The sequence below is a fragment of the Streptomyces sp. NPDC104381 genome (assembly GCF_055583745.1).
This window is the reverse complement of the sequence record NZ_JBVJNK010000002.1, coordinates 253012-276311: the sequence shown is the minus strand read 5'-3', so window position 1 is coordinate 276311 and position 23300 is coordinate 253012. Positions and strand designations below refer to the sequence as shown.

Genomic DNA, 23300 nt, shown 5'->3' with positions numbered 1-23300 from the left:
CCGGCCACGACTCACTTCGTACGTGCCCTACCTGACGCCGGCCGCCCGCTTCCGGACGGCGTAGAAGATCCCGCCGCCCGCGACCAGCGCCGCCGCCGACGCTCCCACCAGGGGGAGCGAGGAGCTGGAACCGGTCGCCGCGAGGTTGCCGCCCGTCGCCGTCTGCGGGACGGAGCCGCCCGACGTGGAACCGCCGGACGAGGAACCGCCGGACGTACCGGACGTGGAACCACCGGACGTGGAACCGCCCGTCGAGGATCCCTCGGTCGAGGAGCCGCCGGACGTGGAGCCACCGGTCGAGGAGCCGCCCGTCGTGCCGGCGCCGGCGTCGACGACGATGTCGGCGGTGTCGTTGGCGGCGTTCTCGTCGAACGGCCTGTCCGCCCCGGCGAAGGAGACCTTCCCGGTCGCACCCTCGACGGTCTTGTCGATCCGCAGGACGAACGGGTACGTCTCGCCGCGACCCGGGTTCACCCACGACTGCGAGGTCCCGCAGGTGTAGTGCGTCTTGGAGACCGGGCTGCAGAAGTCGTGCGCCTTCACGACCGACGTGCCCGGCGGTATCCGGACGTCGACGGTGGCGGCCCCCTGGCCCAGCTCGCGATAGACCCAGGCCGGGCCGTCGTTGACGAACTTCACCGAGGCGGTGACCTTGTCGCCCACCTTGCCCTGGAGCCGGGCGCCGGTCACCGCGAAGTCGGCGGTGTTGACGGCGGTGACGTCCGCGGAGGAGGACGCCTCGCCGTGGCCCGCCCGGTCCGCGTCGGTCGCCTCCCCCTTCTCGACCAGCTTCAGCGGGGCGCCCGTGCCGGGCACCGGGTCGGACCCCCCGTTGTCGGACGATCCCGGATCCGTCGCGTCGACGCTCACACGGACCTTGTCGTACAGCGCGCTGTCCTGCGCCTTCAGGCCGATCGGCTGCTCCGGCACGTAGAGGACACCGGGCTTCAGCGGCTGCTCGACGGCACACACCGCGACGGCCTTCTCCGGTTCCTCGTCGGCGGACGACTCGGTCGAGTACAGGCAGTTCCCGTAGGAGTCCGCCGCGGCCAGGCCCGAGGTGACGGTGTAGGTCACCCACACCTTGCCGACCTCCTCGGTGCCCTTGTTCAGCACCGAGAACGGCACGTCGACGCCGCTGCCCGGCTGCGCACCCGTGATCGGCGCCAGCTTCCCGATCCCGAGGTCCGGCTCCGCCGCCACTGCGACGGCGGGCAAGGAAGCGAGCCCGGTCAGCGTGGCGGCGGCGAGTACACCGACCGCGGCGCGCGAAGGACGGCGGCCGGGAAGAGTGTGAGTCATAGAAGTTCCCTCGTCGTGGCGTGCGGTGTGAATGCCGTCTCCGGCACATCACTTACCTGAAGATCAGACGCTCCCGGCCGTCGAACGGTTGCACCCACCACGCACTTCGGCGGTTCACCCGTCCGGGTGTACGCCGCTCCCGCCCGTGGCCGGCGAGTCGCCGTCCAGCACCGCCCGGACGTCACGTACGACCCCCGCCGCCGTCTCCACGGCGGCCGCGTCCAGGCCCCGCAGGGCCGCCGACACCCGGTCCGCGAAGTCCACGGGGGTGCCGGGCAGAGATGCGGCGGAGGCGAGCGCCCCCTTCTCGTTCAGGCACCAGACGCGGTGGTGGGCGTGCAGGGCCTGGGCCAGCACCCCGAAGGCCTTCGCCAGACAGAGGGACACATGGAGCGTGTCCCCCGACGGGGCCGACTTGCGGGCGGAGGCCACGGAGAAGTCCGACTCCCACACCGCGGCGGTCAGCGCCCGGCGCAGCGGCTCCGGGTAGGCGCGCACCGCCTCCTGAAGGGATGCCAGGTCACCGCCCGGGTCCTCCAGCACCCGGCCGAGGGCGACCTCACCCACGTAGCAGGGGGACCAGAAGCCCAGCGGGTGGCCGGGCTGGACGCCCACCTCGTACCGGCCCTCACGGCAGTCCGACCACACCGACTCCACCCGGTCCAGATCGCGCAGGATCCAGTCGACGGCGACTCCGTCCACGGTCAGCCACGCGCCGCCGTTCACCCAGGGCCCCCACCCGCCGGGGCCCGCCACCTCGGCCGGTGCGCCCTGGACCTCGGACGCCAGAGCGGTGAGCGCCTCCAGGTCGGGGACGCCCCGGTAGTACAGGCCCAGATCCCAGTCGGAATCGGGGCGGTGGGTGCCGCGGGCCCGGCTGCCGCCCAGGGCGACGGCCTCGATGCCCGACAGCCGGCTGAGCCGGGAGGCCATCGCGGCGACGGAGGGAGAGGGTGCGTGTGCGGGCGTCATCGAGCGCGAGGCTACCCGGGGGTCCGTTGTCGGCGTACATGAATATCCTGGGTGCCCTGGCCATCGGCTGACGAAGGAGTCCGAAGGTGCCATCGATGCTGGATGCCGTCGTCGTGGGGGCGGGCCCGAACGGGCTGACAGCCGCCGTCGAGCTCGCGCGCCGAGGATTCGCCGTAGAGGTGTTCGAGGCGGGGGACACCGTCGGGGGCGGTGCCCGCACCGAGGAGCTGACCCTTCCCGGCTTCCGCCACGACCCGTGCTCCGCCGTGCACCCCCTGGGCATCGGATCCCCGGCGTTCCGGGCCATGCCGCTGGCCCGGCACGGCCTCGAATGGCTTCAGGCGCCCCTCTCCCTCGCCCACCCCTTCCCGGACGGATCGGCCGCGGTGCTCACCGGATCCGTCGGCGAGACCGCCATGTCGCTGGGCGCGGAGGACGCCGGCGCCTACCGCCGGCTGGTCGCCCCCTACACCGGCCACTGGGACACCCTCGCCCAGGACTTCCTGCGCACCCCCTGGGACGGCCTGCCCAAGGACCCCTACCGCTGGGCACGCTTCGGACTGGACGCGGTCCAGCCGGCCACGCTGCTCTCCCGCCGTTTCCGGGGGGAGAAGGCGCGCGGGCTGATCGCGGGCCTCGCCGGGCACGCCATCGCCCCCGCGAGCGGCATCGCGACCGGCGGGATCGCCCTGCTCTTCGCGCTCGCCGCGCACGAGAACGGCTGGCCGGTGCCGCGCGGCGGCTCGCAGGCCATCTCCGACGCCCTCGCGGCCTTCCTGCGCGAACAGGGCGGCACCGTCCGTACGGGGGTCGAGGTCCGGCGCCTCGACGAACTGCCCCCCGCGCGGGCGTACGTCTTCGACACCTCACCGACCGCGCTCGCCCGGATCGCCGGACTCGGCGGCGCCTACGACCACTACCGCTACGGGCCCTCCTGCTTCAAGATCGATTACGCGCTGTCGGGCCCCGTCCCCTGGACGGCGGAGGAGGCCCGGCGCGCCGGCACCGTCCATGTCGGCCCCTCCGCCGCCGAGATCGACGCGGCCCTGCGCGCCGCCGTGGCCGGCCGCCCCCCGCGCGTCCCCTTCCTGATCACCGCGCAGCCCAGCATCGTCGATCCGACCCGCGCCCCCGAGGGCCGCCATGTCTTCTGGGTGTACGGGCATGTCCCGTCCGGCTGGGAGGGCGACGCCACCGACGTGATCGAGCGGCAACTGGAGCGGTTCGCCCCCGGGTTCCGCGACCTCGTCCTGGCACGGGCGGTCGCCGGACCGCCCACCCTCGCCCTGCGCAACGCCAACTACGTCGGCGGGGACATCGCCACCGGGGCGTTCACCGGCCTCCAGACGGTGCTCCGGCCCAAGCTCGCCCGCGTGCCCTACGCCACCGCGCACCCCGCCGTCTTCCTCTGCTCGTCGGCCACCCCGCCCGGCCCGGGAGTGCACGGCATGTCGGGACACCACGCGGCCAGGGCGGTGTGGCGCCGCCTGAGGGCGGGCTGAGAGCCGGAGCCGCTCAGCCGGCCGCCGCGAGCACGGTCGTACGGCCGCCGAGCACCCGGGAGAAGGTGTCGGTCACCTGGGCGAGCGCCTCGGCCGTACCGGGTGCGACGGTCAGCGTGCCGTCCTCGCCGGCGGTGATGTCCTTGTCGAGCGTGAACCACCCCGGGACGATGTGCGCCGCGCCCATCGAGCTGAGCACCGGGCGCAACGCGTAGTCGATCGCCAGCACATGGGCCGTGCTGCCCCCGGTGGCCAGCGGAAGCACGGTCTTGCCGGTCAGCGCGAACTGCGGGAGCAGGTCCAGCAGCGTCTTCAGCAGCCCGGAGTAGGCGGCCTTGTAGACCGGGGTGCCGATGACCACACCGTCGGCCTGCTCGAACAGAGCGGTGGCCTCGACGACGGCGGGGTGCCGGAAGTCGGCGCCGAGGAGCGCCTCGGCGGGCAGGGTGCGTACGTCCAGCGGCGTCACGTCGTGGCCCTGCTGCCGGAGCCGGTCGTCCAGATGACGCAGGAGCCGGGCGGTGCGGGAGGTGGCGGACGGGCTGCCGGACACGGACAGGATGGTGGCCATGAGGGGACCTTTCTCTACAGGACGGACGTACCGGACGGGGCGGTGCTACCAGGCGCTCGAATCGACCGTGACGACCGGCACCAGCGCGTTGCGCACGGTCTCCAGGAAGGTGACGACCTCCGCCGCCACCGAACGGTGCTGCATGTCGTTGAGGACGTCGTGGTGCGCGTCCCGCACCACCGAGAGCCGGGCGCGCGGCAGCGACTTCGCCGTACGCACGAGGGCCTCGCGGTCCGCGAGCGGATCGGCGTCGCCGGTCAGGAGCAGCACCGGGACGTCGATGCCACCGCCGTACGCCGCCGCGAGCAGGGCCTGGGGCACCGCCTCGTCGAGCGCGCCGCGCCGGATGCCGGAGTCGCCGGTGAGCGTGCCCCGGTGGGCGGGGCAGGCGGTACGCACGTCGAGCTCGTCCTCCCAGCCGCCGACGGGGGCGGCGCTGCCGCCGGGGATTCCGGCGAGGACGACGGCGTCCGGCCGCAGGGCCGACGGTGCGTCCGGCCTGCCGAGGAGGGCGGCGACGGCGGCGGCACCGGTGTCCGCCCCCACCAGCACCAGCGGCCGGACGAAGCCGTCCTCGTCACCGGCCGCGTCCTCGGCGGCGCCGGCGAGCCGGTCGCCGAAGCGGGTCAGCGCGCCGCTCAGGTCGTCGGCGCCGAGGTCGGGGGCGTCGATGACGCGGACGCGGTAGGCGTCGGCGGCCAGCCGCCTGCCGAGCCGGGTGTAGGTCGCCCGGGTCTCGCCCCGGCCGGGCACCACGAGGACGGTGCCCCGGGTGCGGAGGCCCTCGGGGGCGTGGAAGTCGGTGTACTCGGTCATCTCAGGTCTCCTGCGCGGACGCATGCGACCGCGGGTGCGGGTGGGGGCGGTTGAGGTTCGCGGACCGGTGGGGGTGCGCGGGACGGTGGGGGTTCATGGGCCGCATCAGCTGCTCACGGACCGGCGCGCGACGGTGTGGCGGTTCTCCGGCACGGGCAGCCCGAGATTGCCGCGCAGGGTGTCGGCCTCGTACTCGGTCCGGAAGAGGCCGCGCTTCTGGAGGAGCGGCACCACACCGTCGACGAAGCGGTCGAGGTCGTCGTTGTTGCGGAAGGCCAGATTGATGCCGTCCAGGGTGCCGGCGTCGTACCACTTCTCGATGGTGCCGGCGACGGTCTCCGGCGCCCCGACGAACGGGGAACGCTTGAACGCGTTGACGGAGTCCGCTACTTGACGCAACGTCAGACCCTCGGCCCTGGCGCGCTCGATGATCTTCCCGGCGCCCGTCCGGCCGCCCTTCTCGGCGAGGTGGGCGACGTCCGGGAACGGCGCGTCCAGATCGTGCACGCTGAAGTCGTACGCGCCGAAGGACCGGCCCAGGAGCGCGAGGTTGCTCGCGAAGTCGTTGTCCTCCTCGAAGATCTCCCGCTCCCGGCGCCGGGCCTCCTCGTCGGTGGCGCCGACGATCGGGCCGCCGTGGATGAAGACCTTGATGTGGTCGGGGTCGCGACCGTAGGCGGCGGTCCGCCTCTTGATGTCCGCGTAGTACTCCTGCGCCGACTCCAGCGTGCCGCCCGGTGCGTAGATGCCCTCGGCGACGCGTGCGGCGAGGTCGCGGCCCTCCTCGGAGACCCCGGCCTGGAAGATGACCGGCTGCCCCTGCGGCGACCGGGAGATGTTGAGCGGCCCGGCGACCTTGAAGTGCTCCCCGGCGTGCTCCAGCGCGTGCAGCCTGGACGGGTCGAGGAAGACGCCCCGCTCCACGTCGGCCGGGAAGGCGTCGTCCTCGTAGGAGTCCCACAGCCCCTGGGCGACCCGCACGGACTCCAGGGCGCGGCCGTAGCGGGTGGTGTAGTCGAGGTGTTCGTCGAGCCCGTAGTTCCTGGACGTACCGGTGTCGAAGCTGGTCACCACGTTCCACCCGGCGCGCCCGCCGCTGATGTGGTCGAGGGAGGCGAACCGACGGGCCAGGTTGAACGGCGAGTTGTACGTGGAGCTCGCCGTGCCGACCAGGCCGAGGTGCTTGGTGTGGGTGGCGACGGCGGAGAGCAGGGTCAGCGGCTCCAGCCGGTTCAGGTAGTGCGACGGGTAGGTGGAGTTGATGAACTGGCTGTCGACGACGAACAGCGCGTCGAAGAGGGCGTGTTCGGCGGCCTGCGCCTGCTGGATGTAGTAGTTGATGTCGATGCTGGCGTTCTTCGCGACGAGCGGGTCCTTCCACAGGCCGTGCTGGCCGGGGCCGCCGACGCCGTAAGGGTGCAGTGCGAGATGGATCCTGCGGGACATGGGTGTTCCTCTCAGTGGTGCGGGGGGACGGGCGGGTGCCGGGCGGTCAGCCGGCCAGCTGTGCGCGCAGGGCCTCCCGCTCGGAGCGGTCGGCGGTCCGCGAGTGCAGCGTCGGCGCGGAACCCACGAGCAGGCGCGTGTACACGTGTCGCGGGTGGTTGACGACGTCACGGGCGGCGCCCACCTCGACGAGCTCCCCCCTGTAGAGCACGGCGATGCGGTCGGCGGTCCCCGCGATGGAGCCGAGGTCGTGCGAGATGAAGACGAGGGACGTCCCGGCGGCGCGGAGCTCCTTGAGGATCTCCAGGACCTGGACGCGGTTGGCGGAGTCCAGGGCGCTGACCGGCTCGTCGAGGATGACCAGGGCGGGCTCCGTGACCAGGGCGCGGGCCACGGCGACGCGCTGGCGCTGGCCGCCCGAGAGCTCGCCCGGCAGCCGCCCGAGCAGCTCTTCGGAGAGGTGGACCCGGTCCAGGAACGCGCGTGCCCGCTCCATCGCCTCCTTGCGCGGCACCCCCTGGACGAGGAGCGGTTCGGTCAGGGAGTCCTCGACGGTGAGGTCCGGGTCGAGGCTGCGCAGCGGGTCCTGGAAGACGTACTGGACGACGCCCCGGCGGCGCAGGGCGCGCCACCGGCGGTTGCCGTACCCGGTGACCTCCTCGCCGCCGACCCGGATCGAGCCGGCCGAGGCGCGTACGAGGCCGAGCACGGCGCGGGCCAGCGTGGACTTCCCCGAGCCCGTCTCGCCGATGACGCCGACGGTCTCCCCGGGCGCCACGCTCAGCGAGACGCCCCGCAGGGCGCTCCGGCCCCGGCGGCCCCGGCCGTAACGGACCTCCAGGCCCTCGACGGCCAGGACGGGGGCCGGCGCGGCGGTCTCCCCGGCGGCGGGGCCGGCCTCGGGCGACGCGGTGGTCATGACGCCTCCTTCGGGGTGAGGAACTTGTCCAGGCCGTACTGCTCGTGCTCGGCCATGAGCAGCCGGGTGTACGGGTGCTGCGGGTCGTGCAGCACCGACCGCGTCGGGCCCTGCTCCACCACCTCGCCCTGCCGCATCACCAGCACCTCGTCGCACAACTGGGCGACGACGGCCAGATCGTGGGAGACGACGACGAGCGCCAGGCCGGTGCGCTCGCGCAGTTCGGCCAGCAGGTCGAGGATCTCGGCCTGGACCGTGACGTCGAGGGCGGTCGTCGCCTCGTCGGCGATGAGGGCCCGGGGCTCCACGGCGATCGCCGCGGCGATCAGGACGCGCTGGAGCATGCCGCCCGACAGCTCGTAGGTGTACTGGCCGTAAACCAGCTCCGGGTCCCGCAGCCGTACCGCCCCGAGCAGTTCGAGTGCCTGCCGGCGGGCCTCGCGCCGCTTCACGCCCTTCTTGACCCGGATGACCTCGGCGATCTGGGCGCCCACCCGGATCGACGGGTTGAGGTAGGACGCCGGGTCCTGGAAGACGGCGCCGATCGTGGTGCCGCGCAGGGCGGTCCACTGCCGGGGCGTCAGGGACGCGATGTCGGTGCCGTCGATCTCGACGGATCCTCCCGAGACCTCGAAGTGCGGGGGCAGGATGCCCAGCACCGCCCGGCAGGTGAGCGTCTTGCCGCTGCCGGACTCGCCGACGATGCCGACCGTCCTGCCGGGGGTGAGTTCGAAGCCGACGCCGTGGACGATCTCCCGGCCGGTGGCCAGGTCGCTGATGCGTACGTCGCGTACGGCGATCACCGGGGGAGCGGCGGGGACGGGCGGCGCCTGCTGCGGGGCTGTGCCGGCGGCGGTGTTCTGGGACAGCGTCCTCATCGGGAACCTCCCACGGGGACGGGGGCGGACGAGCCCGTACGGGATGAGGCGTCGCGCCGCTTGACCAGGGCGCGGCCCGCCTCACCGGAGACGTCGCGGATGGCGTCGGCGAGCAGGTTGCACGCCCAGACGGTGACCATGATCAGCAGGGCGGGCGCCACCGGGGCCCAGGGCTGGTGGCTGAGGTAGCCCAGGTCGGAGGCGAGCAGACCGCCCCAGGTGGGAGCCGGGGGCTGGACGCCGATCCCGAGGAAGGTCAGGCTGGAGACGATGACGAAGCCCACGCCGACGGTCTGCGCGAGGGCCACCGCGATCGGCGGCAGCACCTTGACCCAGACATGGCGGCGTACGACCCAGCCGACCGAGGCCCCGGAGATGATCGCGGCCTCCACGTACGGCGAGCGGGCCACGGCCAGGGTGGCCGCCCGGGACACCCGGTAGAAGAGCGGGGAGACCAGGGCGCCCGTGACGAGCATGGCCTGGGTGATGCCGTTGCCGAGGAGCGCGATCACCGCGATGGCGAACAGCAGGAACGGCAGGGCCACCAGGGTGTCGGCCAGCCGGAGGGTCAGCCATTCGAAGACCCGGCCCGAGTAGACCGACAGGATGCCCGGGACGGCCCCGACGACCAGAGCCATCAGGGCGACCTCCAGCGAACCGAGCACACTGATCCGCGAGCCGTCCAGGAGGCGGCTGAACACATCACGGCCCAGGTAGTCCGTCCCCAGCCAGTGGGCGCCCGAGGCCGATGCCAGGGTGTTGTCGCTGGTGGCCAGCGGATCCTGCGGGGCGAGCCACGGACCGCAGACGGCGAGCAGGGCGATCAGCACGAGGATGCCCACGGCGATCCGGCCGGAGGTGAGTGAGAGGACACGGCGCAGCATCGTCAGACCCCCCGCTGGGATGCCGGCATCACACGCGCCAGCACCAGGTTGATGATCAGGTTGAAGGAGACGACCAGCACGATCGACACCACGAGCACGCCCTGCACCGCCGGCACGTCACCGGCCTGGGCCGAGTCGTTGGCGAACCGTCCGAAGCCCTGGAGGCCGAAGATCCACTCCGTGACGACGGAGGCGCCGACCAGCGCCGGGAACTTCTGGCCCATCGTGGCGAGGGCGGGCCCGAGGCCGTTGCGCAGGACATGGGCGAAGAAGATCCGACGCGGGCTCAGGCCCCGGACCACGGCGCCCGTCACATAGTTCTCGCCGTACGCCGCGATGAGGCCGGACCGCAGCTGGCGGGCGACATCGGCGATGACGTCGAAGCTCAGCGCGAGTGCGGGGAGCGTGATGTGGGCCAGCCAGGGGCCGATGCCCTGTTCGGCCGGGACGTAGCCGGCCGACGGGAACAGCCCGAGCCCCACCGCGAGGACCGCCACCAGCACGATGCCGACGACGAACGCCGGCATCACCGAGATCACGGTGACGAAGCCCGTGATCGCCCGGTCGACGGGGGTGGTGCGCCGCAGCGCCGCCACCGTGCCGAGGAGGAAGCCCACGACCACCCCGATGACCAGCGCGAACACCGCGACGGAGAGACTCACCCCCAGACCGAGGCCGATCAGCGTGGAGATGTCGGCCCCGTTGACCCAGCTGGTGCCGAGCTGCCCGTGCAAGACATCCGTGAACCAGTTCGCGTACTGGCTCAGGAACGGCTGGTCGAGTCCCCACTCGGCCTCGATCCGCTGGATCGCCTCGGGGGTCGCCTCCTCGCCCAGCTGGATACGGGCCGGGCTGAGGCCGCTCAGCGACCGCAGGGCGAACGTCACGAAGGTCGCCACCAGGAACACCGGTACGAAGATCGCGACCGAGCGGCCCAGGGCGGCCGCCACCCGCCCCGCGGCGTGCCGCGCCCTGGCCGTGGCGACCCTGCGGCGGCGGTCGGGAACGGCCTCCGGCGTGGTCGTCGTCATGGGGTCTGCCCCCTCTCTGCAGTGGATGGACGGGTCACGAGCCGGAGATCTTCACGCCGGTCCAGTCGATGTGGGCCGGGTTCTTCGGCAGGTCGGACAGGGCCTTGCTCTTGGCGAAGAGGTTGGGCGAGGAGAAGGTGAAGATCAGCGCCTTGCTCTCCAGACCCGCGCGCGTCGCCGCCTGGAGCACCTGCGCGTAGTCGGGTGCGTCCAGAGGGGTCTGACGGACCTCGGCGACGGCCTCCTTGAAGCCGTCCGGCTCGTACGGGGTGCTCAGGTTCAGCGGGCCGTTCGGGCCGAAGTGGGCGGTGAGGGTCTGCACCGCGGAGTCGCGGCCCGTCGTCGAGTACAGCGAGAAGGCCAGGTCCTTGGCGAAGAACGGGGTGGCCCAGTTCTTGTCGATCTTGATGGTGACCTTGATGCCCACGGCCGCCAGCTGCGACTGGACGATCTCGGCCTGCGGGTCCTCCGCCGGGATGACCAGGTTCAGCTTGATGTCGCCGGGCTTGTGGCCCGCCTCGGCCAGGAGCTTCTTCGACTTCGCCGGATCGTAGGGGTAGGCGTTCTCCGACTTCGCGTCGTAGGCCACATAGCCCTTGGGGAAGGGCTGGTCCGTGGCCTCCCCATGACCGAACGTCAGCTTGTCCACGAACTCCTTGCGGTTGACCGCGTAGCGGAGCGCGTCGACGACCCTGTCGTCGTCGAACGGCGCCTTGTTCACGTTCAGGCTGATGTTGGAGGCGTTGAAGCCGGGCTGGGAGAACACGTCCAGGCCCGCCTTCTCCGCGGCGGAGGCCTGGCTCGGGTCGAGGTCGGCGAAGTTGTACACCCCGGTCCGCAGTCCGGAGACCACGGTGGAGGCGTCGGGGGCGGAGACCAGCTCGACATCGTCGATGTGGATGTTCTCCGCGTCCCAGTAGTCGGGGTTCTTCCGCAGGACCGCCTTGGTGCCCGGGACCAGCTGCTCGATGACGAACGGCCCGGCGCCGACGGGGTTCTGGTCCAGCTTCGTGGGGTTCGCGGCGGCCTTGGGACTGGCGATCTGCAGGACGCGCTCGCCGAGCAACTGCGGTATCTGGTAGTCGACCTGGGTGAGATCGAGGGTGACGTCGAGACCGGTGGCCTTCACCGAACCGATCGACGTCAGGTCTCCGAAGAGCGCGGAGTTCTTCTGCTTCTGCGCCCGCTCGATCGCGGCCTTCACGGCCGCCCCGTCGACCGGCTCGCCGTCGCTGAACTTCAGCCCGGGGCGTACGTGGAAGGTGATCCCGTCACCCTTCGCGTTGTACTCCCAGCTCTCGGCCAGATCCGGGACGGCTTTCCCCTCCTCGTCGGTGCGCGTCAACGAGCTGTACACCAGGGCGAGTTCGCGGAACTGCGCACCGCTGCCGGACACCACCGGATCCCAGTGGGCCGGGAAGTAGGAGGAGGCCCACTTCAGGGTGGCGCCGCCGGACGACGACGAGGCGCTGCCGCCGCACGCGCTCAGAGCCGGCGCGAGCAGGGCGACGAAGGCGGTTCCGAGGGCAGCGACCCTCAGGCCGCCCGCCTGTCGGGCCGACCGGGCGTCCGGTCGGCGGCGGATCGTGAGGCGTGCGGACATCTCGTTCTCTCTGATGGGGTCCGGCCCGGAAAAGGGCAGGAGGAGGCGGAGGAGCGTGAGGGGGAGCGCGGCACTCGCGTGAACCGTCGTCGGGTGTGCGGGCGTGCGCCGTCGTGGTGACGGCGCACGGCAGGGCAGGAGCGTGCCCGAGCGGGGGAGTCGAGGAACTCACGGCCCCGGACGGGGTGACGACGAACAGGTGCGACGGAAGGCGGGGAGCCGGCGCGGGGCACAGGCACGGATCAGCGGCCGGAAGGGCGGCCGGTGCTGCCGACGGAGGTCAGGCGGCGCCTGTGGAACGAGGGTGGTGAGCGGTCAGCGACAGAGTGCGCTGGAGGTGCGCCGCAGGTCCACGTAGCGGCACACCACACCGGGGTGCGTCGTGAGCATGGGCTCATCCTGGCGGCACGCGTCCTCGGCTGTCAATGGACACCCATTGGTGTCTCATTCAGCGGGACGGGGCTCAACCGCAGCTCAGAGCGGTGCGGGAGGGATCCGGGCGGCGGCGGGATGCACTGATGCCTCGTCAGGATGCAGCCACAGAAGGCCGTTCCCCGTCCCCAGCGGAACCGCGCCGGGCGGCGGCCACACCCCCTCCGCCAGCAGTGGGCGCTCCGGTTCCGTCAGGCTCCTGTGGCGCTCCAGCGCCTCGGACGGGGAGAGCGGCGCCGAGGGGCCCGGCAGCCCCGGCCTGAGCTCCTCGACGGCCGCCGCGTACGCCTCGTACGGCCGCCAGCCGGGGACCGCGCGGTACACCGGCCCGGTGCGCAGCAGAAGCGTCGGCAGCGCGTAGCGGTACCCGCCGTCGAAGGTCTCCTTCGCCGCGCCGGGGTGCGGCGATCCGCCGTGCACGGACAGGACGTCGGGGACCGGCCGGCGAGCCTCCGCACGGTCGGCGCGCACCCGCTCCAGGACGCCGGAAGAGCCCGCGTCGGCCGTCAGCCGGTCCTGGTCCAGCCCCGGGACACCGCGCGTGGCGGCCACCGCGGCCTCCAGGGTGTCCGCCGGCTCGCCCAGCACGAAGACCGTCTCCCGCAGCCGTCGCAGCACCCGCTCGGCGATGTCGGCGCCCTGGAGCTCGGCGGCCACGGCCACGAGCGACGAGGGCCAGGAACTGGCCGCGACACGGCTCAGCCGGGCCGCGCGGGGCGCATGGGTGTGGGAGGTGATCCGCTCGACGTAACCGGCGTAGTACGCGGTCTCCGCCGCCGGATCGGGCGCCGGGTCGTCCTCGTCGTCGAAGAGGATCGCGTACGCGCGCCGCCAGCGGACCCGGCCGGCCAGCGCGGTCCGCAGCCTGCGGAAGACGGGCTCCGAGCCCCAGGCCCAGGGGCACATCGGGTCGGTGTACTCCACCACCTCGACCGGCGGGGCGTCCGGCCCGCCGGTCACGCGGCACCGATCACGGAGGGCTGTTCGCGCGCCCCGGCGGGCAGCAGCGCCGCCAGCGTCAGCGCCCCGAGAACCGCCGCGGCGTCCGACTCGACCCTCCTCCACACCCCGGGCAGGCCCACCGCCGGGCCGGGGTAGTCGAGCCCGGCCAGCGGCTGGCCCCGCAGGGTGATCAGCTCACCGTCCACGGCGCGTACGACGTCGAGCAGGGCGATCTCGTCGGCGGGTCTGCCCAGCCAGTAGCCGCCTTCGCAGCCGCGCTGGCTGCGCACCAGGCCGGCCCGGCGCAGCTCGCCCACCACGGACTTCAGGAACCTGAACGGAATCTCCTGCGAGGAGGCGATGGCCTCGCAGGAGAGCGGACGGCCGGGATCACTCGCGAGCTCCAGAAGGGCGCGCGTGGCGTAGTCCGCCTTCGCGGAGATATGCATGCCCACATCATGCCCCGGCGAGGGACCCCGGGCGAGGTTCCTCGGCGGTTCCGCTCCGGCGCCGCGCCCAGTGTTGCGGGAACATTGCCGCAGGTGAAGCAGAAAGGACACCTCTTGACATCCTTTTCGGCACCGACCTAACGTCCCAGCCATGAGCGAGCCGCTGACGACCCCCGGAGAAGGGTTCCACCCTCATCTCCACGAAGCCCCCGGCCGCCCGGCGGCACCCCTGCGCACCCGTCTGCACCACATCCGTGCCGACGCGCTCGACGGGGACACGGCGCAGACCGGCGGCATGCGCCGGTTCAGCGCCGTCAGCGGGAAGACCGTGGGCTCCGAGAAGCTCTGGATGGGCCAGACCCACGTCGCTCCCGCGACCTCCTCCTCCGACCACCACCACGGGGAGTCCGAGACCGCCATCCATGTGGTCAGCGGACACCCCGAGTTCGTCTTCCTGGACGACTCCGGGGAGGAGCCCGAGGAGGTACGGCTGCGCACCTCGCCCGGTGACTACATCTTCGTCCCGCCGTTCGTGCCGCACCGCGAGGAGAACCCGGATCCCACCGAGGAGGCCGTGGTCGTCATCGCCCGCAGCACCCAGGAGGCCATCGTGGTCAACCTGCCGCGTCTGTACGCCCTGGACCCGGACGCCCCGGCCGGGTGACCGCCGGCGGGGCGCGCATTACCTCAGCGGTAATCGACCGTCCCGGACGGCCGCGCCAGGCTGTCGGTACGCGGGACGGGAACGACCGGTCCTGCTGCGGACGCACCGCCCGGGTGCGCCGGCACCGACGAGAGGACACCGCCGTGACCATCCACCAGGACGCAGTCGAGCGCTACTTCGCCGCCTGGAACGCCGCCACCCCCGACGAGCTGGCCAAGGCGGTCGCCTCGGCGTTCACCGAGGACGGCACCTACACGGACCCGCTGGGCGAGGCCAGGGGCCACGAGGGGATCGCGGCGGCCGTCACCGGCGCCCAGCAGCAGTTCCCCGGGTTCACGTTCCAGCTCACCGGTACGCCGGATGCGCACCACCACCTGGTGCGCTTCACCTGGGACCTGGTGTCCACCGCCGACGGGTCCGCCCCCGCCGCGGGCTTCGACGTGATCACGCTCGCCGAGGACGGCCGGATCGCCCATGTCGCGGGCTTCCTGGACCGCCTGCCCGGGGCGTGATCCGCCGTCAGCCCGCGGCCCGGAGGGCGGCGTCCGTCTCCGGGTCGGCGGGCAGGAACGTCTCGACCGCCAGCTCGGAGACGGTCACATCCATCGGGGTGTTGAACGTCGTGGCGGTCGAGATGAACGACAGCACCCGTCCGCCCACCTCGATCCGGAGCGGCAGCGCGTACGGGTGAGCGGCCGGGGCCTGCCCGCCGGCCGGCCCGGTGCGGGTGCTGCCGGGCGGCGCGGGATAGGCGGCGACCTCCTCGTACAGGTCGCGCAGCGCGTCCGAGGAGCGCAGCGTGGCCTGCTGGTCCATCCGTTCCAGCAGGTGGGCACGCCACTCGCCCAGATTGTGGATCCGCGGGGCCAGGCCCTGCGGATGCAGTGTCAGGCGCATGGCGTTCAGGGGCGGCTCCAGGAGGTGGGCCGCCACCCCGTCGAGCAGCGTCTGCACGCCCTTGTTCGCGCTCACCACGTCGTACATCCCGTCCATCACCAGGGCGGGGAACGGCTCGTAGGCGGTCAGCAGCTGGTCGAGACCGGCCCGGAGGGTGGTCATCGCCGGCGAGGTCAGTGAGGTCTCCGGGTACGACGGGGCGTAACCCGCGGCCATGAGAAGCGCGTTGCGGTCACGGACCGGCACGGCGAGGTGCTCGGCGAGGTGCAGCACCATGGAGCGGCTCGGCGTGGACCGGCCGGTCTCGATGAAACTGATGTGCCGCGCCGAACTGTCCGCCTTCAGCGCCAGTTCGAGCTGGGTGACGCCCCGCAGCTTGCGCCAGCCGCGCAGCAGGCTCCCGACGTTCACGTCATCGACCGTCCCGGTCATGGCAGTCGTCATGCTCAGGACGGTATCCGATCCCTACGGCGGTGCCCGACGCCTCCGTCAGCCGTACAGCGCCCGGCCTGCCGGGCTGTCGCCCTCGAAGCGCTGGCCTCCGGCGATCTCGTCGCCGATCACCCACCAGAGGGTCTCGTCGTCCTGGAAGGGGAGCGGATCGACGGCGCTCGTCTCCTGACGGATGCGCCCGACCTCGTCCTCCAGGCGCTCGAAGCCGGCTTCCTCGTCGTCGCCGAAGGCGAACGTGTCGAGCAGGAGCTGGAACCGGAGGGTGACCTGGACGAGGGAGGAGACGTCCGTGTGGAGTCGCCGCACCGTCCCCTCGTCCGGGTCGAAGGCGTGCACCCCGCCGGAACCGGGATCGAGGGCCAGATGGGCGTTGAGCAGCCAGCCGATGACGGGCCATGTGCCCGCGTCCCGTGACGCGTCCTCGAAGTCCTCGGGGTGGACGAGGTCCTGGACGAGGTGCAGCCGGCCGGTGCGCTCGTCGGGCGTACGCAGCAGGAGCGTCCCGGTGGGTGCTCCGACGGTCCGCAGGAGCCGGGCGCCCTCGGTGGCCGCGGCGGAGGGCGGGAAGGAGGTCGCGGGCAGCGTCGCGAGCCGGCCCTCGCCGAAGGTGTCGGCGAGCCCGCCGCGGGTGATGTCGAAAAGCACTGCCTGAACTCCGAACTCGGTGGTGGCACAGGGGCCGTGGGGCCGCGGTGACGGACGCGCGGGAAGGGGCCGCGAGCCGTGGAGAGCTCTTCGGGACCCGGACCGCGTGATCGTACCGAGCGGGGTCCGCACCGGCGCGGAGGGGCGCACCGGCCTGTGCCGGGTGCGCCCCTCCGCGGTGAGGACCAGGCGTGGGACTACGGCGTCACCTTCTTGCCGCCGAAGGTCACGACGAGGGAGCCGTCCGCCGCGAACGACCAGTCCATCGCGCCGGCGTAGGCGGAGCAGGCCGAACCGTTCGAGCCGGTCCAGAACTGGTTGGAGCTGTCGGCGTCGCCCACCGTCTTGTCGTTGGAGCCGTCGCCGCTGCGGCAGGACACGTTGTCGCGGAACACCGAAGTGCCTTTGTCGAAGGAGAAGTTGCGCTCGGCGTTGTCGACGCTGACGTTGCCCGACACGCTCATCGAGCCCGGGTTGCTGTTGTACGTGAACCCGTGGTGCCCGTTGTTGTAGGCGATGTTGCGCCGGACGACGTGGTCGACCTCGATGCCGTCACCGCCCAGCTTGTAGCCGTTGCGGTCGCCGTCGGAGTTCACGGTCCCGTCGGAGAGGGTCCCGTTGTCGTAGGAGAGGGAGTCCTCGATGGTCATCGGGCCGATGGGACCCGTCTCCGACTTGGTGTAGAGGTCCCAGCCGTCGTCGATGTTGTTGTGGGACACGGTGTAGCGGAAGACGTTCCCGGGGCCCGAGGTGAGCTTGGAGGCGAAGCCGTCGGCGTCCTCGCCGTCGGAGTCGGCGTTGTCGTGGGACTCCGAGCTCAGGATGAGGTTGTCGGAGGGCCACTCGTCGTCGGGGGTGTCGGAGGCGATCCGCGAGATCTGCAGGCCCGAGTCGTGGTTGAAGCGTGTGACGACGTGCTCGACGACGTTGTGGCTGCCGCCGACGAAGATCCCGTTGTCCCCGGCGTGCTCGACGACGAGGCCGTCGATGTGCCAGTACGCGCCGTTCACGGCGAGCCCGCGGTTGGCCGGGTCCTCGCTCATGGCCGAGAAGTTCAGGACCGGGGTCTCGTCCGGGTAGGCGGCCAGCGTCGTGCGGGCACTCGCCGAGCCGTCGTTGCCCGGCGGGATGGTGACCGTCCGGGAGTGAGCGTAGGTGCCGCCGCGCAGATAGATCGTCCCGCCCGGCGTGACACGGCTGATCGCCGAGGAGAGCGTCGTCGGGTCCGACTCCGTACCGGCCGCGTCGTCGTCGCCGTCCGGTGCCACGTACAGGGCGTCGGCGGCCAGGGCGCCGACGGTACGGGAGCCGACGGCGGCAGTGGGGGCGGAGGTGGCCTGCGCCATGGTGCCGGGCAGGGCGAGAAGCGAGCCGGTGAGCAGGCCGACGGACGCGAGTAAGAGCTTCTTCTTCTGCATCGTTCTCTCCAGATCGGTTCGGCGTCCGGTCCGCCCGGGAGTTCTGATGTGTGAACGGCGGGTGTGGCGGACACCATGATGAGGGGGGAGCAAGCGCTTTCTGCGACCGTAGGTGTCTGTCGTGACCGCGTCAATATGCGTGTACGTGATAGATGTTCAAAAGTATGAACGCGAGCGAGCGGTCGAGCCGGGCTGTCCGTACGACGTCGATGTCGGATTTCCGCCAGCCTTCCGGCCCTCGCGTGCCCGATGCTTGGAGCATGCACACCGACACCGAGCGCTGCGTGCGGGCCGTCCAGTCGAAGGACGCCCGCTTCGACGGCTGGTTCTTCACCGCGGTCCTGACCACCCGGATCTACTGCCGTCCCAGCTGCCCCGTCGTGCCGCCGAAGGTCCGGAACATGACCTTCTACCCGAGCGCCGCCGCCTGTCAGCAGGCCGGATTCCGGGCCTGCAAAAGGTGCCGGCCCGACACCAGCCCCGGCTCCCCGGAGTGGAACGCCCGCGCGGACTCCGTCGCCCGGGCCATGCGCCTCATCCAGGACGGCGTCGTCGACCGCGAAGGCGTGCCGGGGCTCGCCGCCCGGCTCGGATACTCCGCGCGGCAGGTGGAGCGCCAGCTCCTCGCCGAGCTCGGCGCGGGACCGCTGGCGCTGGCCAGGTCCCAGCGCGCCAGGACCGCCCGGGTTCTCATCGAGACGACCGCGCTCCCCATGGCCGAGGTGGCCTTCGCGGCCGGGTTCGCCTCGATCCGTACGTTCAACGACACCGTCCGCGAGGTCTACGCGCTCACCCCGGGCGAACTGCGCGCCCGGGCGGAACGCGGCGCCCGCACACCGGCACCCCCGGGTGTCATCGCGCTCCGGCTCCCGTACCGCGCCCCGCTCAACCCGAGCAACCTCTTCGGGCACCTCGCCGCGACCGCCGTCCCCGGGGTCGAGGAGTGGCGCGACGGTGCCTACCGCCGCACGCTCACCCTCCCGCACGGCCACGGCATCGTGGCGCTGTCCCCCGGGGCGGGCCACATCGACTGCCGGCTCTCCCTCAGCGACCCGCGCGACCTCACCCAGGCCATCAGCCGCTGCCGCAGACTCCTCGACCTGGACGCCGACCCGGTCGCCGTCGACGACCAGCTGCGCGCGGACCCGCTGCTCGCCCCCCTGGTCGACGCCGGTCCGGGGCGCCGGGTGCCGCGTACGGTCGACGCCGCGGAGTTCGCCGTACGCGCGGTCCTCGGCCAGCAGGTCTCCACCGCCGCCGCCCGCACCCACGCGGCCCGCCTGGCCGCCGCCCACGGGACCCCGGTCGAGGACCCCGAAGGCGGCCTGACCCACCTCTTCCCGGGCCCCGAGGCACTGGCCGGACTCGACCCCGCGACCCTCGCCCTGCCACGCAGCCGGCGCACCACCCTCACCACCCTGGTGGCCGCGCTCGCCGACGGGTCCCTGCGCCTGGACGAGGGCACCGACTGGGAGAGGGCCCGCGCGGAACTGGCCGCGCTGCCGGGCTTCGGCCCCTGGACCGTCGAGGTCATCGCGATGCGCGCCCTCGGCGACCCGGACGCCTTCCTCCCCACCGACCTCGGGATCCGCAGAGCGGCCGGGCACCTCGGCCTCCCGGCGACCCCCGCGGCGCTCACCGCCCGTGCCGAGCGCTGGCGCCCCTGGCGCGCGTACGCCGTGCAGTACCTGTGGACGGTCGACGACCATCCCATCAACCACCTGCCCGTCCGACCGGACACAACCCCGAAGGACGCACGATGACCGCCTCACCCGCCCCGGCCCGGCAGCACACGGTCGCCGACAGCCCGTACGGGCCCCTCACCCTGGTCGCCACCGACGGCGTCCTGGCCGGCCTCTACATGACCGGGCAGCGGCACCGCCCGCCGGAGGAGACCTTCGGCCCCCCGGACCCCGGGCCCTTCCCGGAGGTTCTCCGCCAGCTGGACGCCTACTTCGCCGGCGAGCTCACCGAGTTCGACCTGCCGCTGCACCTGCACGGCACGCCCTTCCAGCGCAGCGTCTGGGCCGAGCTCCGGCGCATCCCGTACGGCGAGACCCGCTCCTACGGCGAACTGGCCGAAAACCTCGGCAAGCCCGGCGCCTCCCGCGCGGTGGGCCTCGCCAACGGCAAGAACCCGGTCGGCATCATCGTCCCCTGCCACCGCGTGATCGGGGCCTCCGGCGGCCTCACCGGCTACGGCGGCGGGCTGGAGCGCAAGCAGCGGCTGCTCTCCTTCGAGCGGGGGACGCACGACGCCGTACCGGCGCTGTTCTGAGAGCCGGTACGGCGTGGGAGGTGCGGGGGCCGGCGAGCCGGTGCCGCGTGACGGGCGGGAGGTGCCGGGTCAGCCGACGAAGATCTCGGCCACCGTCCAGATCGCCAGACCGAGCATGCAGAGACCGCCGATGCGCTGCACCGTCTTCAGCGGCACCCGCTTGGCGATGAACCGCCCCGCCAGCAGCGCCAGCGCGGACACCGACATCAGGGCGATGGCCGACCCGATGGCCGTGGGCCAGGCGCCGTTGCTCGCGGCGAGATTCGCGGTGGTGATCTGGGTCAGGTCGCCCCACTCGCTGATGAACACCGCCATGAAGGCGGTCGAGTAGACCGGCCAGAAGCCGGTGACGGTCCTGACCTCCTCGTCCTCGTCGTCGTCCCCGCCGCCACTGCGCAGCAGCATGAACGCGCCGAAGGCGAAGAGGGAGGCCGAGACCACCTTGACGATCCAGTCGGGCAGCAGACCGATCAGCCCGCCCGCCCCGACCGCGATGGCGACGTGCACGATGAACGCGGACGACGTACCGAACCAGACGTAGAGCGGGCGCATGCGGGTGCCCATGGCCAGCGAGGCGAACATCGTCTTGTCGGGGAGCTCCGCGAGGAAGATCAGCCCGAAGGCGGTGACGATCGCCAGGGGGTCGAGATGCATTCCGGGTGGCTTTCTGTGAGAGCCGGGCCCCGGATCTCCGCGAAGTGCCGCTCGGGCTTTTCGGAGGACCACTCGGCCCGGCATGACCGCAGCACCCGCAGGACGCGGGTGTGTCATACCTGACCGAAGGTCTCGCCCGCCCGTAAGGATCCACGGGCCCGGCCACCGGGAACCCGGAGGTTCCAGTGTGTCGACGACCGGTTTGCGGGGCTACTCCCCTTCGCAGCCGTCCACACTACCTCACCCGAGCGGCGGAGGCGCGGCTCGGTACAGTCCTACGGTGATCAGCGACGATGCCCCCGGGAGTGCCCCCGCATGAGCCACCGACCGCGCAAGACCGCCGCCGGTGCCGGCCCGTCCCGGCCCACGGTGAGCGTCTGCCGTGGCTGCTGCTGCGGCACCCCGAAGATCCCGGGAGTGGACCACGCGGGCCAGCTCGCCCACCTGCGCCGGTCCCTCGACGGGGCCGCCACCGTGCGCGCCGTGGAGTGCCTGGACGCCTGCGAACAGGGCAACGTCATCGTCGTACAGCCGTCCGCCGAAGGGCGCCGCGCCGGCGGCCGCCCCGTCTGGCTCGGCCTGGTCAACGATCCGCACGCCGTCGCCGACATCGCCACCTGGGCGGGGGAGGGCGGCCCCGGCCTCGCGGACCCGCCGGAGATCCTGGACCTCTACACCTTCAGCCCCTCCCGCCGGATCCGCGCCGGACTGGACGGCGAGGGGGCGTGACGGACCGGTCACCCGGCGGGAGCCGGACGGCCTGCCGGTGGACCCGCGCGGCACTCGTGCCGGCGCTCGCCGGACTGCTGGGCGGACTGCTGGGCGGATGCGGATCCGCGCCCGGGCCCGCCGGTCCCGCCACGGCCGGGGACGAGCCGTTCTGGCAGGCCGAATTCGACGGGGCCGCGGGCACCCGGCCCCCGGAAGGGGCCTGGACGACCGAGACCGGGAACCGGGACGCCGAGGGCTGGGGCAACAACGAGCTGCAGTACTACACGGACGACGCGGCCAACTCCGCCCTCGACGGCGCCGGCCACCTCGTGATCTCGGCCAGGCCCGCCCCCACGGGGTCCGATCTGCCCTGCTACACGCAGGAGTTCTGCACCTGGACATCGGCCCGGCTGACCACCGCGGGCAAGGTCGCGCTCACGCACGGACGCGTGGAGGTCCGCGCGAAGCTGCCCGTCGGCACCGGACTGCTGCCGGCGATCTGGATGCTGGGCGACAACGGGGTCGAGTGGCCCGGACAGGGAGAGATCGACATCTGCGAGGTGGTCGGCGGGGAACCGCGCACGGTGTACGGCACCGCGCACGGGCCGACGTACTTCAACGAGAACGGCGTCGGCGGCTCCACCACCCTCGCGGCCGACGCCTCGGAGGGGTTCCACACCTACGCCGTCGACAAGCAGCCGCGCCGTATCACCTGGTCCGTCGACGGGGAGCCGTACTTCGTGCTGACCCCGGCGGAGCTGCCCTCCCCGCGTGACTGGGTCTTCGAACAGGACATGCACCTGGTGCTGAACGTCGCCGTCGGGGGCGACTGGCCCGGCCCTCCCGACTCCTCGACCCCGTCCCCCGCGTCGATGACGGTCGACCACGTGCGCTTCTACGGCACCGGCCACGCCTGACGGTCCGCCGGAGGGCGGCTCATCCCCGGTCCGAGGCCAGCCGCTCCAGCAGCGCGGGCAGCGCCGTCCCGATGGGCTCGCGGACCGTCTCCTCGGCCAGCTCGTCGTACGGGGTCGGCTCGGCGTTCCACGCGGCACTGGTGCGGCGCATCTGCCAGGAGCGGCGGCGGATCTCCGGATCGGCCATGTAGAAGTCGTACGTGACGAGCTTCTCCGCCTCCGGGTCCTTGCGCCAGAGGCCCTGCGGACCGCGGTAGTCGGGGATGCCGGAGTCCGTGGAGATGCCGGCGCCGCTGAGGATCGCGACGAGAGTCATGGCCCCGAGCCTACGGACGGCACCCCCGCGTCCGCGACGGCATTACGGCGGGCCCGCGCGCCCGCTCACGCCGTGACCGGCGCACCGTCCTCCAGCTCGGCCGCTCCCGCGCCGGAGTCCAGCACCTCCAGCGCCGCCATGACCCGCTGTGCGAGCCGGTCCGGCAGGTACGCGGCGAGGTCGGCGCGGTCCACCAGCCGCCAGGAGAGGAGCTCGTCCTCCTGGATCCGGATGGCGTCGAACCGCTCCCGCGCCAGGACCCCGCCGTCGTAGAGATAGGCGACGATCGGCGGGCGGCCCACGCCGCGCACCCAGTCGACCGCGAGGAGCCGGCCGGGAGCGACGTCGAGGCCGATCTCCTCCGCCGTCTCCCGGCGCGCGCCCTGGCGCGGAGTCTCCCCCTCGTCCGACTCGACGGTGCCTCCGGGCAGTGCCCAGCCCTCGCGGTAGTTCGGCTCGACGAGCAGGACCCGGTCCCGTTCGTCCCTGAACAGGGTGGCGGCCCCGGCCAGCACGCGGGGGAGGCCTGCGATGTAGGTGGCGTAGTCAGAGGTGGTCACGGAGGCAGCGTAGGGCCCGGTCACGCGGTTTCGGACAGCC

At 72.6% G+C, this 23300-nt stretch carries 24 protein-coding genes and 1 pseudogene; 7 read left to right on the top strand and 18 right to left on the bottom strand.

Annotation, left to right across the window (positions count from 1 at the left end; translation table 11 throughout):
* Window positions 1-27: 27 nt before the first annotated feature.
* Both ACZ607_RS06255 and ACZ607_RS06250 read right to left on the bottom strand, forming a co-directional pair.
* Window positions 28-1302 (bottom strand): LAETG motif-containing sortase-dependent surface protein, encoded by a 1275-nt coding sequence (locus tag ACZ607_RS06255; RefSeq protein WP_469732277.1) that lies wholly within the window; start codon window positions 1300-1302, stop codon window positions 28-30.
* Window positions 1303-1416: 114 nt separating this feature from the next.
* On the bottom strand, window positions 1417-2274 hold the full coding sequence (locus ACZ607_RS06250; protein ID WP_469732275.1) for a nucleotidyltransferase domain-containing protein: 858 nt from the start codon (window positions 2272-2274) through the stop codon (window positions 1417-1419).
* An 86-nt stretch (window positions 2275-2360) separates the two neighbouring features.
* On the opposite strand from ACZ607_RS06250, the gene ACZ607_RS06245 reads away from it, so the two are divergent.
* Entirely contained in the window at window positions 2361-3776 is a 1416-nt protein-coding gene (locus ACZ607_RS06245; RefSeq protein WP_469732273.1) for a phytoene desaturase family protein, read from the top strand.
* Between the two features lie 13 nt (window positions 3777-3789).
* On the opposite strand, the gene ssuE is transcribed toward ACZ607_RS06245, so the two are convergent.
* From ssuE to ACZ607_RS06195, 10 genes are all read right to left on the bottom strand, one after another.
* Entirely contained in the window at window positions 3790-4347 is a 558-nt protein-coding gene (gene ssuE / locus ACZ607_RS06240; RefSeq protein ID WP_469732271.1) for an NADPH-dependent FMN reductase, read from the bottom strand.
* 45 nt (window positions 4348-4392) lie between these two features.
* A complete protein-coding gene (locus ACZ607_RS06235; RefSeq protein ID WP_469732269.1) occupies window positions 4393-5163 on the bottom strand; it encodes an alpha/beta hydrolase in 771 nt (256 codons plus the stop codon).
* Window positions 5164-5268: 105 nt separating this feature from the next.
* Window positions 5269-6609 carry an NtaA/DmoA family FMN-dependent monooxygenase gene (locus ACZ607_RS06230; protein WP_469732267.1) on the bottom strand — a complete coding sequence of 447 codons (1341 nt, stop codon included), beginning with the start codon at window positions 6607-6609 and terminating at the stop codon, window positions 5269-5271.
* Between the two features lie 46 nt (window positions 6610-6655).
* On the bottom strand, window positions 6656-7528 hold the full coding sequence (locus ACZ607_RS06225; protein ID WP_469732265.1) for an ABC transporter ATP-binding protein: 873 nt from the start codon (window positions 7526-7528) through the stop codon (window positions 6656-6658).
* Window positions 7525-8406 (bottom strand): ABC transporter ATP-binding protein, encoded by an 882-nt coding sequence (locus ACZ607_RS06220; RefSeq protein WP_469732263.1) that lies wholly within the window; start codon window positions 8404-8406, stop codon window positions 7525-7527. The genes ACZ607_RS06225 and ACZ607_RS06220 overlap by 4 nt, the downstream gene beginning before the upstream one ends.
* Window positions 8403-9290 carry an ABC transporter permease gene (locus tag ACZ607_RS06215; RefSeq protein WP_469732261.1) on the bottom strand — a complete coding sequence of 296 codons (888 nt, stop codon included), beginning with the start codon at window positions 9288-9290 and terminating at the stop codon, window positions 8403-8405. Before ACZ607_RS06215 ends, ACZ607_RS06220 begins: the two co-directional genes overlap by 4 nt.
* 2 nt (window positions 9291-9292) lie before the next feature.
* Window positions 9293-10321, bottom strand: coding sequence for an ABC transporter permease (locus tag ACZ607_RS06210; protein WP_469732259.1), 1029 nt, complete (start codon window positions 10319-10321; stop codon window positions 9293-9295).
* Between the two features lie 34 nt (window positions 10322-10355).
* Window positions 10356-11924 carry an ABC transporter substrate-binding protein gene (locus ACZ607_RS06205; RefSeq protein WP_469732257.1) on the bottom strand — a complete coding sequence of 523 codons (1569 nt, stop codon included), beginning with the start codon at window positions 11922-11924 and terminating at the stop codon, window positions 10356-10358.
* Between the two features lie 474 nt (window positions 11925-12398).
* Entirely contained in the window at window positions 12399-13262 is an 864-nt protein-coding gene (locus tag ACZ607_RS06200) for a DsbA family oxidoreductase (protein WP_469733408.1), read from the bottom strand.
* Between the two features lie 50 nt (window positions 13263-13312).
* Window positions 13313-13747 (bottom strand): RrF2 family transcriptional regulator, encoded by a 435-nt coding sequence (locus ACZ607_RS06195; protein ID WP_469732255.1) that lies wholly within the window; start codon window positions 13745-13747, stop codon window positions 13313-13315.
* Between the two features lie 151 nt (window positions 13748-13898).
* Here ACZ607_RS06195 and ACZ607_RS06190 point away from each other — a divergent pair, with 151 nt between their 5' ends.
* Both ACZ607_RS06190 and ACZ607_RS06185 read left to right on the top strand, forming a co-directional pair.
* On the top strand, window positions 13899-14411 hold the full coding sequence (locus ACZ607_RS06190) for a cupin domain-containing protein (protein WP_469732253.1): 513 nt from the start codon (window positions 13899-13901) through the stop codon (window positions 14409-14411).
* A gap of 143 nt (window positions 14412-14554) precedes the next feature.
* Window positions 14555-14923 carry a nuclear transport factor 2 family protein gene (locus ACZ607_RS06185; protein ID WP_469732251.1) on the top strand — a complete coding sequence of 123 codons (369 nt, stop codon included), beginning with the start codon at window positions 14555-14557 and terminating at the stop codon, window positions 14921-14923.
* Between the two features lie 7 nt (window positions 14924-14930).
* On the opposite strand, the gene ACZ607_RS06180 is transcribed toward ACZ607_RS06185, so the two are convergent.
* From ACZ607_RS06180 to ACZ607_RS06170, 3 genes are all read right to left on the bottom strand, one after another.
* Window positions 14931-15740 carry a helix-turn-helix domain-containing protein gene (locus ACZ607_RS06180; RefSeq protein WP_469733406.1) on the bottom strand — a complete coding sequence of 270 codons (810 nt, stop codon included), beginning with the start codon at window positions 15738-15740 and terminating at the stop codon, window positions 14931-14933.
* Window positions 15741-15797: 57 nt separating this feature from the next.
* Complete coding sequence (locus ACZ607_RS06175) at window positions 15798-16406, bottom strand: SUKH-4 family immunity protein (RefSeq protein ID WP_469732249.1); 609 nt, start codon at window positions 16404-16406, stop codon at window positions 15798-15800.
* A 197-nt stretch (window positions 16407-16603) separates the two neighbouring features.
* Window positions 16604-17824: a right-handed parallel beta-helix repeat-containing protein gene (locus ACZ607_RS06170; RefSeq protein ID WP_469732248.1), complete on the bottom strand. Its 1221-nt coding sequence runs from the start codon at window positions 17822-17824 to the stop codon at window positions 16604-16606.
* Window positions 17825-18084: 260 nt separating this feature from the next.
* Between ACZ607_RS06170 and ACZ607_RS06165 the strand changes: the two genes are divergently transcribed.
* A complete protein-coding gene (locus ACZ607_RS06165; RefSeq protein WP_469732246.1) occupies window positions 18085-19587 on the top strand; it encodes an AlkA N-terminal domain-containing protein in 1503 nt (500 codons plus the stop codon).
* Complete coding sequence (locus ACZ607_RS06160) at window positions 19584-20102, top strand: methylated-DNA--[protein]-cysteine S-methyltransferase (protein ID WP_469732244.1); 519 nt, start codon at window positions 19584-19586, stop codon at window positions 20100-20102. Before ACZ607_RS06165 ends, ACZ607_RS06160 begins: the two co-directional genes overlap by 4 nt.
* A 69-nt stretch (window positions 20103-20171) precedes the next feature.
* Here the strand turns inward: ACZ607_RS06160 and ACZ607_RS06155 are convergent, their stop codons facing one another.
* Window positions 20172-20756 carry a TMEM165/GDT1 family protein gene (locus ACZ607_RS06155; RefSeq protein WP_469732242.1) on the bottom strand — a complete coding sequence of 195 codons (585 nt, stop codon included), beginning with the start codon at window positions 20754-20756 and terminating at the stop codon, window positions 20172-20174.
* 315 nt (window positions 20757-21071) lie between these two features.
* Here ACZ607_RS06155 and ACZ607_RS06150 point away from each other — a divergent pair, with 315 nt between their 5' ends.
* Both ACZ607_RS06150 and ACZ607_RS06145 read left to right on the top strand, forming a co-directional pair.
* Window positions 21072-21485, top strand: coding sequence for a (2Fe-2S) ferredoxin domain-containing protein (locus ACZ607_RS06150; protein WP_469732241.1), 414 nt, complete (start codon window positions 21072-21074; stop codon window positions 21483-21485).
* Window positions 21482-22384, top strand: a complete 903-nt coding sequence (locus ACZ607_RS06145) for a glycoside hydrolase family 16 protein (RefSeq protein WP_469732239.1) — start codon at window positions 21482-21484, stop codon at window positions 22382-22384. The genes ACZ607_RS06150 and ACZ607_RS06145 overlap by 4 nt, the downstream gene beginning before the upstream one ends.
* A 111-nt stretch (window positions 22385-22495) precedes the next feature.
* On the opposite strand, the pseudogene ACZ607_RS06140 reads toward ACZ607_RS06145, so the two are convergent.
* Both ACZ607_RS06140 and ACZ607_RS06135 read right to left on the bottom strand, forming a co-directional pair.
* A pseudogene (locus ACZ607_RS06140) lies at window positions 22496-22700 on the bottom strand (Sir2 family NAD-dependent protein deacetylase); the annotation flags it as partial.
* Window positions 22701-22765: 65 nt separating this feature from the next.
* A complete protein-coding gene (locus ACZ607_RS06135; protein ID WP_469732237.1) occupies window positions 22766-23260 on the bottom strand; it encodes an NUDIX domain-containing protein in 495 nt (164 codons plus the stop codon).
* Window positions 23261-23300 lie beyond the last annotated feature (40 nt).